The sequence below is a fragment of the Streptomyces sp. UC4497 genome (genome assembly GCF_054871485.1).
Window position 1 is genome coordinate 1 of record NZ_JBTYHB010000056.1, and the last position, 15,155, is coordinate 15,155.

The 15,155-nt window shown below is 70.0% G+C and carries 14 protein-coding genes and 1 pseudogene; 6 read left to right on the forward strand and 9 right to left on the reverse strand.

Translation table 11 applies throughout. The annotated features are described in order from the left end of the window. Nucleotides 1–1,518 precede the first annotated feature (1,518 nt). The 3 genes from ACYSUO_RS40340 to ACYSUO_RS40350 form a co-directional block, all read right to left on the reverse strand. On the reverse strand, nt 1,519–2,838 hold the full coding sequence (locus tag ACYSUO_RS40340) for a dicarboxylate/amino acid:cation symporter (RefSeq protein ID WP_461781182.1): 1,320 nt from the start codon (nt 2,836–2,838) through the stop codon (nt 1,519–1,521). 421 nt (nt 2,839–3,259) lie between these two features. Then, complete coding sequence (locus ACYSUO_RS40345) at nt 3,260–3,565, reverse strand: DUF4229 domain-containing protein (RefSeq protein WP_461781183.1); 306 nt, start codon at nt 3,563–3,565, stop codon at nt 3,260–3,262. Between the two features lie 101 nt (nt 3,566–3,666). Continuing rightward, nucleotides 3,667–4,245, reverse strand: coding sequence for a DoxX family protein (locus tag ACYSUO_RS40350; RefSeq protein ID WP_461781184.1), 579 nt, complete (start codon nt 4,243–4,245; stop codon nt 3,667–3,669). 157 nt (nt 4,246–4,402) lie between these two features. Between ACYSUO_RS40350 and ACYSUO_RS40355 the strand changes: the two genes are divergently transcribed. Beyond that, nucleotides 4,403–4,939 (forward strand): GNAT family N-acetyltransferase, encoded by a 537-nt coding sequence (locus ACYSUO_RS40355; RefSeq protein ID WP_461781185.1) that lies wholly within the window; start codon nt 4,403–4,405, stop codon nt 4,937–4,939. Nucleotides 4,940–5,095: 156 nt separating this feature from the next. Here the strand turns inward: ACYSUO_RS40355 and mqnE are convergent, their stop codons facing one another. The 3 genes from mqnE to ACYSUO_RS40370 form a co-directional block, all read right to left on the reverse strand. After that, complete coding sequence (mqnE, locus tag ACYSUO_RS40360; protein ID WP_461781186.1) at nt 5,096–6,259, reverse strand: aminofutalosine synthase MqnE; 1,164 nt, start codon at nt 6,257–6,259, stop codon at nt 5,096–5,098. A gap of 51 nt (nt 6,260–6,310) precedes the next feature. After that, the gene (locus tag ACYSUO_RS40365; RefSeq protein WP_422408774.1) at nt 6,311–6,766 is read right to left on the reverse strand and encodes an Lrp/AsnC family transcriptional regulator; all 456 of its coding nucleotides are present in this window, start codon (nt 6,764–6,766) and stop codon (nt 6,311–6,313) included. Between the two features lie 136 nt (nt 6,767–6,902). Continuing rightward, a complete protein-coding gene (locus ACYSUO_RS40370) occupies nt 6,903–7,586 on the reverse strand; it encodes a UbiX family flavin prenyltransferase (protein WP_461781187.1) in 684 nt (227 codons plus the stop codon). Between the two features lie 81 nt (nt 7,587–7,667). On the opposite strand from ACYSUO_RS40370, the gene ACYSUO_RS40375 reads away from it, so the two are divergent. Continuing rightward, nucleotides 7,668–8,300 carry a rhomboid family intramembrane serine protease gene (locus ACYSUO_RS40375; RefSeq protein WP_461781188.1) on the forward strand — a complete coding sequence of 211 codons (633 nt, stop codon included), beginning with the start codon at nt 7,668–7,670 and terminating at the stop codon, nt 8,298–8,300. Here the strand turns inward: ACYSUO_RS40375 and mqnP are convergent. Continuing rightward, nucleotides 8,297–9,202 carry a menaquinone biosynthesis prenyltransferase MqnP gene (gene mqnP / locus ACYSUO_RS40380; protein ID WP_266712840.1) on the reverse strand — a complete coding sequence of 302 codons (906 nt, stop codon included), beginning with the start codon at nt 9,200–9,202 and terminating at the stop codon, nt 8,297–8,299. The genes ACYSUO_RS40375 and mqnP overlap by 4 nt on opposite strands. Beyond that, nucleotides 9,199–10,659 carry a menaquinone biosynthesis decarboxylase gene (locus ACYSUO_RS40385; RefSeq protein ID WP_426902078.1) on the reverse strand — a complete coding sequence of 487 codons (1,461 nt, stop codon included), beginning with the start codon at nt 10,657–10,659 and terminating at the stop codon, nt 9,199–9,201. The genes mqnP and ACYSUO_RS40385 overlap by 4 nt, the downstream gene beginning before the upstream one ends. An 87-nt stretch (nt 10,660–10,746) precedes the next feature. Here ACYSUO_RS40385 and ACYSUO_RS40390 point away from each other — a divergent pair. The 4 genes and pseudogenes from ACYSUO_RS40390 to ACYSUO_RS40405 all read left to right on the forward strand — a co-directional run. Next, nucleotides 10,747–11,025: pseudogene (locus tag ACYSUO_RS40390) on the forward strand (PLD nuclease N-terminal domain-containing protein); the annotation flags it as partial. 8 nt (nt 11,026–11,033) lie between these two features. Further along, complete coding sequence (locus ACYSUO_RS40395; protein ID WP_461781209.1) at nt 11,034–11,483, forward strand: nucleoside deaminase; 450 nt, start codon at nt 11,034–11,036, stop codon at nt 11,481–11,483. 141 nt (nt 11,484–11,624) lie between these two features. Continuing rightward, the gene (locus ACYSUO_RS40400) at nt 11,625–13,037 is read left to right on the forward strand and encodes a purine-cytosine permease family protein (protein WP_461781189.1); all 1,413 of its coding nucleotides are present in this window, start codon (nt 11,625–11,627) and stop codon (nt 13,035–13,037) included. 239 nt (nt 13,038–13,276) lie between these two features. Next, entirely contained in the window at nt 13,277–13,870 is a 594-nt protein-coding gene (locus ACYSUO_RS40405; RefSeq protein ID WP_461781190.1) for a TetR/AcrR family transcriptional regulator, read from the forward strand. On the opposite strand, the gene ACYSUO_RS40410 is transcribed toward ACYSUO_RS40405, so the two are convergent. Continuing rightward, nucleotides 13,819–15,087: a PucR family transcriptional regulator gene (locus ACYSUO_RS40410; RefSeq protein ID WP_461781191.1), complete on the reverse strand. Its 1,269-nt coding sequence runs from the start codon at nt 15,085–15,087 to the stop codon at nt 13,819–13,821. The genes ACYSUO_RS40405 and ACYSUO_RS40410 overlap by 52 nt on opposite strands. Nucleotides 15,088–15,155 lie beyond the last annotated feature (68 nt).

Genomic DNA, 15,155 nt, shown 5'->3' on the forward strand with positions numbered 1-15,155 from the left:
TCACGGGGGGGGCCACCCCCTCCCGACCCCCGCCCGGTAGGGACCGAACCACCCACCACCAAGCTTGGCCCGCGCCGGCCCACACCCGGGCAACCCACCACCCGCAACGGCTCCCCACCCATGGCCGCCGACACGGACCCCCGCTAGGGGGCAACCCCCGCCAACGACGGCTTCCCCCTAGCGGTCGAAGCCACCACCGCCTTCAGCAACCCCCACCAACCACGGCTCCCCACCCCTACCGGCCGACGCCACCACCTTCGGCAACCCCGCCCACCACGACTCCGCCCCCCCTAACGGTCGACCGCACGTGCCTTGGGCAATCTGCCGCCTGGCACGGGTCCCCACCCATTGCGGTCAACCGCCACCGCCCTGGGCAATCCGCCGCAAGCACGGCTCCCCACCCTTTGCGATCGGCCGTCGCCGCCTTGGGCAATCTGCCGCCTGGGGCGGCAGGGTGGGCAAGGCGGCACCCCGGTGCTGCGCACCCCTCACCGCAGGCCCCGCCCCGGCAAATACCCCGGCCCCCGGCGCCGCGCGCATCACCACAGGCGCGCCCCGGCACAGCGTCGAACCCCGATGCCGCGCACCCGTCTCCACAAGCGCCGACCCCGGCAGAAGGTCCGGTCGGGCGCAGCGCACCCACAACGCCCCCGCCCCGCCACAGCGGCCGGCCCCCTGGACGGGCCAAAGCCCTCGGAGGGGGCGGGCGGGAGGGAGCTGACCGGGCACCAGCCCAGCCGAAGGAAACACGGCACCCCGCACCACTCGCCTCGGCGCCCACCCCGGCAAGGCTCCAGGACCGAGTGCCACACACCCATCACCACAGGCCTCGCCCCCCCCGTGCGCAACGACGACCGGCCCCCGAGCCAGACCAAAGCTCCCGGAGGGACGGGCAGGTGGGAGATGACCGGGCACCAGCAGCCCAGCCGGATCAAGCACGGCACCCCACACCCATCGCACGCGCGCCAACCCCGGCAAAGGCCCCGGCCCCGCGCCCGCCCCCGCACAACAGAACCGCCCACCCGGGGTGCCGAAATCCCCGACGGTGTCGGGCGGGAGATGGCCCAGCCCCGACGCAGCCGACCAGGCACAACGCCGCGCCACCAGAACACAGGTCCCGCCCCGGCACAGCCCAGCCGCCCCTCGGCGCCGCACAACAAACCACCCGCCCCGGGGCGCCGAAGCCCCCGGAGGGGGCGGGTGGGAGGGAGATAGGCGAGCACCGACCCAGCCGAAGAAAGCACGGCCCCGCCCAAGCAGAACGGATCCCGCCGCGCCCGGCACCCGGCACCCGGCACCCGAAAACCCCGGCACCGCACGCCGATGTCCCCAGGCGGCGCCCCGCCCCGATAACCCACGCGCCACCCCCGGCACCACGCCCCAACACCCCAGGCGCCGTCCCGGCACACCCCCGGCCCCGCGCCCCCGACCCCACCCCCACCAACCGCAAACGCACGAAATCCCGCCCCCCGGGGAACCGGAATGGCGGGACTTCGTGTGGGACGAGCCTGGGGGACGTCAGGCGGCGGCCGGCACGGCCACCTCCTGCGGCTCGTCCACCGGGGAGGACGTCGCGGAGTCGTACGCGTCACGGTCGAGGATCTTCTCGCGGGCGGAGACGATCACCGGAACAAGGGCCTGACCCGCAACGTTCGTCGCCGTCCTCATCATGTCCAGGATCGGGTCGATCGCGAGGAGCAGGCCGACGCCCTCCATCGGCAGGCCGAGCGTCGACAGGGTCAGCGTCAGCATGACCGTGGCGCCCGTCAGACCGGCGGTGGCGGCGGAACCGATCACCGACACGAAGGCGATGAGCAGGTAGTCACCGACGTTGAGGTCGATGCCGAAGATCTGCGCGACGAAGATCGCGGCGATCGCCGGGTAGATCGAGGCGCAACCGTCCATCTTGGTCGTCGAGCCGAACGGCACGGAGAAGGAGGCGTACTCCTTCGGGACGCCGAGGCGCTCGGTGACCCGCTGCGTCAGCGGCATCGTGCCGACCGACGAACGCGAGACGAAGGCCAGCTGGATCGCGGGCCAGGCGCCCTTGAAGAACTGCAGCGGGCTGAGCTTCGCGACCGTGGCGAGCAGCAGCGGGTAGACGCCGAAGAGGACCAGGGCGCAACCGACGTAGATGTCGGCGGTGAACGTCGCGTACTTGCTGATCAGGTTCCAGCCGTACGTGGCGATGGCGTTGCCGATGAGGCCGATGGTGCCGATCGGGGCGAGCTTGATGACCCACCACAGGGCCTTCTGGAGCAGCTCGAGGACCGACTCGGACAGCGTCAGGATCGGCTGGGCCTTCTCGCCGACCTTCAGGATGGCGATGCCGGCGACGGCGGCCATGAAGACGATCTGCAGCACGTTCAGCTCGGTGAACGGCGTGATGATGTCCGTCGGGATGATGCCGGTGAGGAAGTCGATCCAGGAACCGGCCTCTTCCGGCTTGGCGCCGTCCTTCGGGGTCAGGCCCGTGCCGGCGCCCGGGTTGGTGAGCAGCCCGATGGCGAGGCCGATGACGACCGCGATCAGCGACGTGACCATGAACCAGATCAGCGTGCGCGAGGCGAGCCGGGCGGCGTTGTTGACCTTACGAAGGTTGGTGATGGACACCAGGATCGCGAAGAAGACCAGCGGGGCGACGGCCAGCTTCAGGAGCTGGATGAAGGTGTCGCCGACCTTCTGCAGGGTGGTGACGAGCCAGGAGATGTCCTGGCTGCGGGCCAGCCAGCCGAGCAGCACACCCAGGACGAGACCGCCGAGGATCTGCGCCCAGAACGGGATCTTGGGTATTCGGAAGCCGGACTTCTGTTCGGCAGCGGGGGTGTTCGCGGACACGGAGGCACTCCAGTGATGACACGCGGGGACAAGTCAGGGGCATTCAGGAGCGGCGACCGTGGTACGAGGTCAACGACGCCGCTGCATCGCTTCGGCCAAAGAAGTCGAAACTTGCGCGATCAGACGCGACAGGCCGCGGACATGCAGCGGCAGAGATCGACATGCAGGCGCTCCACGAGCGCGATGCTCATGGCGGTTCGAGGCGCAACTGATGTCTTCATGACAGGAACGTTAACACCGCAACTTTGAGAACATCAAAGGGCTTCTTTGGGGCAGATGAGGTGCCCGTACGGGCCCAAAGCGGTATTTACCTTGAAAATGCAGGCGACCCCGGCACCTGATCCGGTGCCGGGGTCGTACTGACTGTGAGGAAGCTTACGCGGGCCCTACAGAAGTGGGCCCTACAGAAGCAGGGGCGCGCTCACGCCTCCTGCGTGTGGGCGCGGGTGCGGGCGGCGTCGTCCGCCTCGTCCTCCATGGAGCGGTTGGCCGCCATGTTCGCCTTGGCGCGATCCACGCGGGCGACGACCTTCTTGGAGGCGCGGTCCCGCTCGCCGCGCAGCACGACGTAGCTGATGGGGGCGGAGATCACCAGGCCGAGCAGCGCGATCCACATCCAGTAGGAGCCGCCGATGCCAGCGGGCACGATGCCGGTGGCGACGAGACCCCAGACGACGAGGAAGCAGCCCACGAAGATCCCGAGCCGCATCAGCGTGTAGCGGAGCATGTCAATCCACTCTTCCGTTCCGAAATGGTGCCCTTACAGGACGAGCGCCCCTCCAGTGAAGCACGGGGAGGGGCGTCCGATTTCAGCGGGGGCTCGTGGCGTCAGATCAGCCACCGGTTCTTGCGGACGGAGGGCAGCTGGGCCCAGACCGCGCCGAGGCCGTAGTACCGGCCGGCGCCGGTCGCCGCGGTGATCAGCAGGACGAGGGCGATCATCCAGTGGTCGTCCATGAACGCGTTGCTGTCGGGCCACAGCGTGACGAGCCACATGAAGGCCATCATCAGCGTGCCCGCGGCGGCCGCGATCCGCATACCGATGCCGAGGATCATGGCGAGGCCGACGCCGAGCAGGCCGAGCATGAAGACCAGGTCGAGCCACCAGGCTCCGGCCACGGAGTCAAACATGTGGGCGAAGGGGCCGGTCGTACCGTGCAGCAGGAAGCCCTCGGTGGGGCTGCCGCCGTTCAGCCAGCTGCCGCTGGAGGGCGTCGCCTTCCCGAAGCCGAAGGTCTTGTCCAGGAAGGCCCACAGGAAGTAGAAGCCGACGAGTACGCGGGACGCGGCGAGGACGCCGCGGGCGGCGGGCGCGCGGACGACGACGTCGTCCTGGCTGCCGGCCCCTCGGCGCGGGGCGCCCGTGGCGCCGTGTCGGGCGGGACTGTCCGATGCGTGGAGGGCCATGGCCGTTGCCTTCTTCCTTGTGCACCTCGCGGTGCGTCCGCTCGTGCTCGTGAATACATTCACAAGCTACGCCCGGTGCTTAGCCCGTCCCTACGGTCGAAGGTCCCGATACGGACGTCCGAACGTCACGACCTCGCCTCTGGTTACGCTCGGGCCCATGCGCACCACACCTCCCCTCACCTTCGAACTCGACCCGGCGGTCGACCCCGATCTGCGCGACGGGCTCCTCACCCTGTGGTCTGACGTGACGAACGCGGGCGGCGCGGTCGGCTTCGTCCCGCCGGTCACGCCCGAGGACATACGCCCGGAGCTGGTCAAGCGCCTCGCGGACCTCGCCGAGGGCCGGACCCGGCTCCTCGTGGGCCGCGACGAGCACGGCCGGGTCGCGGCGACGGCCTTCCTCGCGTACAACCAACACCGCCTGATGAAGCACCACTTGTGGCTCTACACGGTGATGGTCCACCCCGCGCACCAGGGCAAGGGCTACGGCCGCGCCCTGATGTCGGCCGCCGCCGAGGTCGCCCGCACCTTCGAGGGCATCGAGGCCCTCCGCCTCACCTGCCGCGGCGGCACGGGCGCGGACGCCTTCTACGCGGCCTGCGACTACAAGGAGGTCGGCCGCGTCCCGGGCGCGATACGCGTGGCCTTGGGCGACGACAGGGACGACGTCCACATGATGCTGCCGCTCAATTAGAGCGGCTGCGGCGATTCAATGAGAGCCCCTGCGGCGATTGAGCAGCTTTCAAGCCCCTGCGGCGATTGAGCAGCGGGGTCCGGGGCAGAGCCCCGCGACCGTGTCACGGGAGGCCGCAACGAAAACGGGCCCCGGCGGAACCGGGACCCGTAAAACTCACACCCGCATCGGCTGCGGCGCATCCCGCCGCCCCGGATCCGCCCCCTCGTACTCCCGAATGATCTCGTACCGTGTGTTCCGCTCAACCGGCCGGAACCCCGCGTCACGGATCAGATCGAGCAGATCCTCCCGCGTCATCTTGCTCGGCGTCCCGTAGTTGTCCGCGTCATGCGTGATCTTGTACTCGACGACCGAGCCGTCCATGTCGTCCGCCCCGTGCTGGAGCGCGAGCTGCGTGGTCTGCAGCCCGTGCATGACCCAGAAGCACTTCACGTGCGGCACGTTGTCGAACAGCAGCCGCGACACGGCGAAGGTCTTCAGCGCCTCGGCGCCCGTGGCCATGGTCGTCCGCGCCTGCAGCTTGTTGCGGACCTTGCCGTCCTTCATGTCGACGAAGTCGTGCTGGTAGCGCAGCGGGATGAAGACCTGGAAGCCGCCGGTCTCGTCCTGCAGTTCACGCAGCCGCAGCACGTGGTCGACGCGGTGCCGGGGCTCCTCGATGTGCCCGTACAGCATCGTCGAGGGGGTCTTGAGACCCTTCTCGTGCGCGAGGCGGTGGATTCGCGACCAGTCCTCCCAGTGGGTGTCGTGGTCGACGATGTGCTGCCGGATCTCCCAGTCGAAGATCTCGGCGCCGCCACCGGTCAGCGACTCCAGACCCGCCTCGATCAGCTCGTCAAGAATCTCACTGGCGCTCATCCCGGAGATCTTCTCGAAGTGATGGATCTCGGTGGCGGTGAAGGCCTTGAGCCCGACGTTCGGCAGCGCCTCCTTGAGGGCCTTGAGCGAACGCGGGTAGTAGCGCCACGGCAGGTTCGGGTGCAGCCCGTTGACGATGTGGAGTTCCGTGAGGTTCTCCGACTCCATCGCCTGGGCGAGCTTGACGGCCTCCTCGATGCGCATCGTGTAGGCGTCCTTCTCGCCGGGCTTGCGCTGGAAGGAGCAGTAGGCGCAGGAGGCGGTGCAGACGTTCGTCATGTTCAGGTGACGGTTGACGTTGAAGTGCACGACGTCGCCGTTCTTACGCGTCCGCACCTCATGGGCGAGGCCGCCGAGCCAGGCCAGGTCGTCCGACTCGTAGAGCGCGATGCCATCCTCGCGGGACAGCCGCTCACCGTCCCTGACCTTCTGCTCCAGCTCGCGCTTGAGCCCTGCGTCCATGCCCGTACCTTCCCTCAACTCAACAGACCAGCCCACCGTACGCCCCGGGGCTCACGCCTCTTCGGGAAGCTCCCCCACCCGGTTCTCCCACTTGGTGGAAAGAATGATCGTGGTACGCGTCCGGGACACGCCCTTCGTGCCGCTCAGGCGCCGGATCGTGCGCTCCAGGCTGTCCACGTCACCCGCGCGGACCTTCAGCATGTACGAGTCGTCGCCCGCGATGAACCAGCAGTCCTCGATCTCGTGCAGGTCGCGCAGGCGGTGCGCCACGTCCTCGTGGTCGGCCGCGTCGGAGAGCGAGATGCCGATGAGGGCGGTGACACCGAGGCCGAGCGAGGCGGAGTCGACGGTGGCGCGGTAGCCGGTGATCACGCCGGCCGCCTCGAGGCGGTTGATGCGGTCCGTGACGCTGGGTCCGGACAGGCCGACGAGCCGGCCCAACTCCGCATACGAGGCGCGGCCGTTCTCGCGCAGGGCCTGGATGAGCTGCCTGTCCACGGCGTCCATAAGGTCCAATGCCTTTCATTGTTCAGCGTTGACGCGAGCTTATGCACAGAAACGAAGGCGCGCTAGGGTTAATCCCCGCAAAATCCAAAGTTCTTCACTCGGGGCGACGGAGCCCCCTCACGTACGGGGAACGGCGTCACTCGGCTGCACGGGAGCCTCCCCCGAGCTCGCCCTCCCAGCGGCGGTACAGCGTGTGCGGCACACCCGCCGCGTCCAGCGTCCGTCCCGCGACGAAGTCCACGAGGTCCTGGATGTGCGTCGCCCCCGCGTAGAAGGCCGGGGACGCGGGCAGCACCACGGCGCCCGCCTCGTCGAGCGCCACCAGGTGCTTGAGCGTCTGCCCGTTCAGCGGCGTCTCCCGTACGGCGACGATCAGCGGCCGACGCTCCTTGAGCGTCACACTCGCCGCGCGCTGCAGCAGATCCTTCGAGAGCCCGAGCGCGACACCGGCCACGCACGCCGTCGAGGCGGGCACGATGATCATGCCCTTGACCGGGTACGAGCCGGAGGAAGGACCGGCCGCGAGATCACCGGCGGGCCAGTACCGCACGTCGTCGAGCCCGATGTCGCCGAACGTGTCCGGCTTGCCGTCGGCGCCGCGCGCCAGCCACTGGGCCAGGTCCTCGCGCCAGTGCGCGTCCCGCAGCGGGATCCCCGTCTCGTCGAGCAGCGTGAGCCGTGAGGCCCGCGAGACGACGAGGTCGACGGCTTCGCCCGCCGCGAGCAGGGCGCGCAGCACGGAGGCGGCGTACGGGGTACCCGACGCTCCGGACACCCCGACGACCCAGGGCTTGCGGCTGCTTGCTTTGACGTGCTCCACACCACGAGCCTATCCGGCGGCCCGGCGGGGGAACTTGAGCAGGGGCGGCGAGCGTTCTTTCCATGACGGGCGGGGGCTGGGATGACATACGACGACGGATCGGGCCGGGCGGCGGTCCTGCGGCGGCCGAGGCGTGAGCGGGCACTGACGGCGGGCAAGGTGATGCTCGTCTGGGTGGCCCTGCTCTGGCTCCTCGAAGTGGTCGACGTGGCATCGGGCAACGCCCTGGACACCTTCGGCATTCAGCCGCGCGAGCCCTCCGAGTTGATCGACGTCGTCCCGGCGTCCTTCATCCACTTCGGCTTCGCGCACGTCGCGGCGAACTCGATACCGCTGCTGGTCCTCGGCTTCGTCGCGGCGCTCGGCGGACTGCGCCGCTTCTTCCTGGCGTGCGCCCTGATCGTCGTCGCGGACGGCCTCGGGGTGTGGCTGGTGGCCCCGTCCCACACGAACACCGCGGGCGCCTCGGGCCTGATATTCGGCCTGTTCGCCTTCGTCGTCCTGTCCGGCTTCGTGGAACGCCGCCCCTTCGGCATCGTCGTCGGCGTGCTCATAGCCGCGTACTGGGGCACAACATTCCTGGCCGGCCTCTCCCCCACGAGCGACGGCGTGAGCTGGCAGGGCCACCTGATCGGCCTTGCCGCGGGTGTGGCGGCGGCGTTCGTGTTCCGCCGCCGCCCATCGGTCCAGGGCCGGACCAAGGGCCGGTCCTAGACCGTCAGCCCCCGCACCAGCAGGTCGAGCAGGGCGCACACGAAGAGTGCGATGCCGATGAAGCCGTTGACCTGGAAGAAGGCCCGGTTCAGGCGGGAGAGGTCGTGGGGCTTCACGATCGAGTGCTCGTAGAGGAAGGCGCCCGCGACGATCACGAGGCCGACCCAGAAGAAGGTGCCGGCGTCGGTGGCCAGGGCGTACCAGACGAACAGGGCCGTCGTGAGGGTGTGGCAGACGCGCGCGCCCCAGATCGCCCCGGGGATGCCGAAGCGCGCCGGGACCGACTTCACGCCGACCTCGCGGTCCGTCTCCACGTCCTGGCAGGCGTAGATCAGGTCGAAGCCGCCGATCCAGATGCCGACCGCGAGACCGAGGATGACGGCCGTCCAGGACCACTCGCCCGTGATCGCGATCCACGCGCCGATCGGGCCCATCGCCTGGGCGAGGCCCAGGATCGCCTGCGGGAAGTTCGTGAACCGCTTGCCGTACGGGTAGACGACCATCGGGATCACCGCGATGGGCGCGAGCGCCAGGCAGAGCGGGTTCAGGAGCGCCGCCGAGGCCAGGAAGACGACCAGGGCGATCAGCGCGCCGGTCCAGGCCGACTTCACCGACACCGCGCCCGTCACCAGTTCGCGGTGCGCGGTGCGCGGGTTACGGGCGTCGATCTCGCGGTCGATGATCCGGTTCGCCGCCATCGCGAACGTCCGCAGGCCCACCATGCAGATGGTGACCAGGAGGAGGCGGCCCCAGTGGATGTTCTCGTCCAGCTGGAACATCGCCGTGAGGGCCGCGATGTAGGCGAAGGGCAGCGCGAAGACCGAGTGCTCGATCATGACCAGGCGCAGAAACGCCTTGGTCCGTCCCGGCTGCTGCGGGATTGCTGCTGAAGCGCTGGTCACGAGAGTCCGTACTCCTTCCAACGGCGGTCCACGAGGGCCGCCGTACGGGGGTCGGAGACGACCATCTCGGGCCAGCCTCCGTCCCTCGTGTAGCCCTCCTCGGGCCACTTCTTCGTCGCGTCGATGCCTGCCTTGCCGCCCCAGAACTGCTGGTACGAGGCGTGGTCGAGGTGGTCGACCGGCCCCTCGGCCACGGTCAGGTCACGGGCGTAGTCCGTGTTCCCGAGCGCGCGCCACGAGACTTCATGAAGATCGTGGACGTCGCAATCGGAGTCGACGACGACGATGAGCTTCGTCAGCGACATCATGTGCGCGCCCCAGATCGCGCTCATCACCTTCTGGGCGTGCTTCGGGTACTTCTTGTCGATCGAGACGATCGCGCAGTTGTGGAAGCCGCCGGACTCCGGCAGGTGGTAGTCCACGATGTCCGGGACGATCACCTTGAGGAGGGGGAGGAAGAACCTCTCCGTGGCGCGGCCCAGCGGGCCGTCCTCCGTCGGCGGGCGGCCCACCACGATCGACTGGAGCAGCGGGCGCTTCCGCATCGTCACGCAGTCGATCTTGAGGGCCGGGAACGGCTCCTGCGGCGTGTAGAAGCCCGTGTGGTCCCCGAAGGGGCCCTCCGGGAGCATCTCGCCCGGCTCCAGCCAGCCCTCGATGACGACCTCGGCGTTGGCCGGGACCTGCAGCGGCACCGTCTTGCAGTCGACCATCTCGACACGCTTGCCCTGGATGAACCCGGCGAGCATGTACTCGTCCATGTCACCGGGCAGCGGCGCCGTCGACGCGTACGTGACCGCGGGCGGGCAGCCGAAGGCGATGGCGACGGGCAGCTTCTCGCCCCGCTTGGCGGCCACCTGGTAGTGGTTCCGGCTGTCCTTGTGGATCTGCCAGTGCATGCCGATGGTGCGCTTGTCGTGGCGCTGCAGGCGGTAGAGCCCGAGGTTGCGGATGCCCGTCTCGGGGTCCTTGGTGTGGGTGAGCCCCAGGTTGAAGAAGGAGCCGCCGTCCTCCGGCCAGGTGAACAGCGCCGGCAGCTTGTCGAGGTCGACGTCCTCGCCCCGCAGCACGACCTCCTGCACGGGGGCCGCGTCCGACTTCACCTTCTTCGGCGGTACGTGCGTCATCGCGCCGAGCTTGCCGAACGCCTCGCGGATGCCGACGAAGCCCTGCGGCAGCTCCGGCTTCAGCAGCCCGCCGATCTTGTCGCTGATGTCGTCGTACGACTTGAGGCCGAGCGCCTTGAGGAGGCGCCGGTCGGTGCCGTACACGTTCATCGCGAGGGGCATCGACGCGCCCTTCACGTTCTCGAAGAGGAGGGCGGGGCCGCCGGCCTTGTTCACCCGGTCGACGATCTCACCGACCTCCAAGTACGGGTCGACCTCGGCCTTGATGCGCTTCAGGTCGCCTTCGCGCTCCAGAGCCCTGAGCAGGGAGCGAAGATCGTCGTAAGCCATGCGTTCCAGTATCGGGCAACCGTTAACCTGGCCGAGTCACCGGGGGCCCAGTACGCCCCGTTCCGTTCCTTGGGGGATCGCGACACCATGCTGCGCTACTTGCCCTTCCTGCTGGTCCTCGCGCTCTGGATCTACACGTTCATCGACTGCCTGAACACCCCGGAAAAAGAGGTGCGCAAGCTGCCCAAGGTGGTGTGGGTCATCATCATCCTGCTGTTCGGCGAGGTCCTGCTCGGACCGATCGCCTGGCTGGTGGTGGGCAGGCCGCGCCGCGCGCCCGCGGGCGGCGGCAGCACGAAGTTCGTCGCGCCCGACGACAACCCCGAATTCCTGCGGTCCCTGAGGGACGACGACAAAAAGGACGAATGAGCACCATGGATCTCGACCTCGCCCGCACCTGGCTCGCCACCGCCGTGGAGGAGGCGAGGACCGGTCTCGCCGAGGGCGGCATCCCGATCGGCGGGGCCCTGTACTCCGCCGACGGCGAGCTCCTCGGCCGCGGCCACAACCGGCGCGTGCAGGACGCCGACCCGTCCTCGCACGGCGAGACCGACGCGTTCCGCAACGCCGGGCGGCAGCGCACGTACAAGGGCACCACGATGGTGACCACGCTCAGCCCCTGCTGGTACTGCTCGGGTCTGGTGCGGCAGTTCGGGATCTCGCGTGTGGTGGTCGGCGAGGCGCGCACCTTCCACGGCGGGCACGACTGGCTCGCCGAGCACGGCGTCGAGATCGTGCTGCTCGACGACCCCGAGTGCGTCGCCATGATGGAGGAGTTCATCGCGGCGAAGCCGCAGCTGTGGAACGAGGACATCGGCGAATGAGCCGTCGGCAGTGAAAGGCGCGTGACCGCGTAGGGCGCGCGTGACGGTCCAGGGCGCGTACAAGTTGTACGCTGTCGCGCCCCCTGAAGCGGACAGTGCGCCCCTGTGCGGGATGGCTCCGCACCCGGACACTCAGGGGGCATGACGACCGCCCCGGGCACCGCTCCCACCAGCACGTCCCCATCCCCTCCCGCCTACGGCGACAAGATCGTCGCCGTGGAGACGGCCGGGGCGGAGCCGATCCCCGACGCCGAACGGCACGGCGGGCCACGGCAGCTGCTGTGGACCTGGGCCTCGCCGAACATCGAGTTCGCGACGGTCTACATCGGCGTGATCTCCGTACTGTTCTTCGGCCTCAGCTTCTGGCAGGCGGCCGCGGCCCTGCTGCTCGGCACCGCGCTCGGCGCGCTGACGCAGGGGATCCTGTCGCTGGACGGGCCGCGGTTCGGCGTGCCGCAGATGGCGATCGGTCGCCTCGCCTTCGGCTTCCGCGGCAACGCGCTGCCCGCGGGGGTCAACGCGCTGGTGGCGGGCGTCGGCTGGTTCGCGGTGAACAGCGTGAGCGCCGCGTTCGCCCTGAACACGCTGACCGGTCTGCGGCCGCTGCCCTCGCTGCTCGTGGTCGTCGCCGCCGAGATCGTCATCGGCTTCATCGGGCACAACTTCGTGCACACCTTCGAGCGATACGCGTTCCCGGTGCTCGCCGTCGTCTTCCTGGTGGCGGGCGTCTGGACGTTCGGCGAGGCGGACCTGTCGGCGGCCGGTGGCGGGGGCGGCATCGGCGGCTTCCTGCTCGCGTTCAGCTCGGCGTGGGGGTACGCGGCGGGCTGGAACCCGAACGCGTCGGACTACTCGCGCTATCTGCCACGCACCGCGAACCGCTTCCGCACGGTCCTGTACCCGGCGCTCGGGATGTTCCTGTCCGTCTCGGTCGTGGCGCTGACCGGCGCGGCGTCGGCGACGATCGCCGCACCCGCGGACGCGACGCCCACGGCCGCGTTCACCGGCCATCTCCCGTCCTGGCTCGGCCACTTGGTGCTCGTGGCGATCATCCTGGGCGCGATCTCGGCGAACGCCCTCAACATCTACTCGTCCTCCATGTCGATCACCTCCATCGGCCTGCGACTTCCGCGGTGGCTCGGCCGCAGCACACTGGTCGTCCTGACGGGCCTCGCGGGCACGGCGGCGGCGTGGTCGTCACTCTCCGACGCGGGGCACGCGTACGAGGCGTTCCTGCTGGTGATCGCGTACTGGATCGGCCCCTGGCTGGGCGTGGTACTCACGGAGCGATGGCGCTCACGACGCACCCCCGAGACCGACCTCGCCGACCGCCTCGGCAACCCCGGCTTCTCCAACTGGCCAGGCTTCACAGCCCTGTTGGCAGGCATCGCGATCTCCGTCCCCCTCTTCTCGAACCAGGAGCAGTACGCGGGCTGGGCGGCGCGACACTGGCCCTCGCTCGGCGACGTGACGTGCCTGGTCGGCTTCGTGGTGAGCGCGGTGGTGTACGCGACGGCTTGCCGAGTGTTCACCGGCCGGCTGCGGGTGGGGTGATTGCGGCGCGGGTGTCCCCCTCCGGCACCCGCGCCCTCACCACCGGGTCGGCCGAGGAGTGACCACAAGCCGGGTCGTCGAGCGGTCCCCAGTGCCGCTCGACGGCCCGGCCAGGGTGATCCCTGCGTTGTCCGACACGGGGATCAGTGTGGCTCAGCACCTTACTGAACTGGAGTGAATTTCTAGAAATTCACTATAGAAACACAGCCCTGGGGAGGTGCCTTAGGCTGGTCGTCGTCATGAGCCCCAAGCAACTGCGCGGCGCGGAAACCGTCGACCGCCTCCTCGATGCCGCGCTGCGGGTCTACGCGGACGCCGGCGAGCAGGGCGTCACCGTCAGCTCCCTGACACGGACGGGCGGAGCGAGTCCGGGCAGCCTGTACCACCACTTCGGCAGCGTCGACGGGCTGATGCAGGCGCTGTTGCTGCGCTGGCTCGGCCGGCTCCTGGGCGAACTCACCGGGGCCCTCGACCGCTCCCGCACACCCCGTTCGGGTATCCGCGCGATCGTCGAAACGTATTTGCGCTTCATCCGTGAACACCCGGACGCCTCCCGCCTGTTGCACTCCTCGTACGCGGACCGGCTGGGGATGGCGCAGGCCCGCCAGTTGCGCGACACACAGGAGGCCCGGCTCTCGCCGCTCACCGAATGGATGCGGCAGCACATCGACTCCGGCGCGATCGCCCCGCTGCCCGAACCGCTCATCGAGTCCCTGGTGCTCGGCCCGGTCGTCGGCCTCGCGCGCGGCTGGCTCGCGGGGACGCACGACACCGATCTCGATCAGGCCGCGCGCGTCCTGTCGGAGAGGATCTGGCGCTCACTGGCCCCCTGACCGGCCCGCCCGGCCCCCACGACACGCGCCGCGCACGCCGCCTGGAGCAGCTCCCCGAGCAGTTCCGGGTCGCCGACCTCGGCGCCGAGCAGCGACTCGATGCGCTCGAGGCGCTGGTAGAGGGACTGCCGTCCGATGTGCAGGAGCGCGGCGGTACGCGTGGGGCTGCAGCCGTGCCGCAGATGCACCTCAAGGGTGTGCACGAGATCGCTGCCGTGCACGGCCTCCCACTCCAGGAGCGGCCCGAGGACGTCGCCGACGAGCCGCGTCAGCCGCTCCCGGTTGGCCTCCACACCGCCCCTGGTCAGCTCCCGCTCCAGGGCGAGCGCCCGCGAGGACGTCACCAACGGCCCCTCGGCGAGCGCCGGTTCGGCTGCCGGCACGGTCAGCGCCAGCTCCAGCGTCGTACGGGCCGTGCGCAGGGTGTCGCTCCAGCGCAGCCACCCGTCACCCCCGGCGACGGCGGGCCCGACCGCCACGGTGAGCCCCGGCGCGGCCACGGCCCGGAAGCCGTCGAGGACGCCGCGCACCGCGTCACGGCCGGCCGGCGCCGCCACCAGCGCGAGCACATCACCGGGGAACGCGGCACACAGCGCGCCCCTCCCCGCCACCCGGTCGACCGCCGCACGGGCCGCCACCGCCGGACCGTGCACGGAGACCCCGACGAGCCGCGCCCCGGGCCCGGGCCGGAACCCGGCGAGCGCCGAACGCGCCTGCACCTCCGGCTGGTTGAGCGCCTGCCGGTCGGCCAGGTCTGCGAGCAGCGCGGCCGAGTGGTCGGCGCCCCGCAGGGTCACCGCGGGGCGGGCGGTGAGCCCGTGGGTGACGATGGCCCGGTTGGCGGCCTCCGCGATCCGCACGAACGGCACGACGCGCCGCAACGCGATCAGCGGGAAACCCAACTCCCGTGCGGCTGCCACCACTTCGGACGGCATACGTTCCAGGGCCCGGCCCACCTCCACGGCGAGGCCCACCGCCCCGCGCGCCGTCAACTCCCGTACGTAGCGGCGTAGCGCGCCCCCGTCGGCGTCGAGGAACGCGAACCCGTTCGTCAGCAGCAGCTCCCCGCCGTCCAGGAAGCCCGCGCCCTCGTACACCTCACTGGAATGGACCCAGCGCACGGGCCGGTCCAACCCGCCCTCTCCGGCGAGGAGTTCGGGATCGGCGCCGCCGACGACATCGAGGTGGAGGATCTCGCGGAGCGTGAGAGCGGACACTTGGCCTCCCGGTGGGCACGCGCGCGTGCGGACATTCCGTCGGGGTGGGGACGGCCGGGACAGTACGC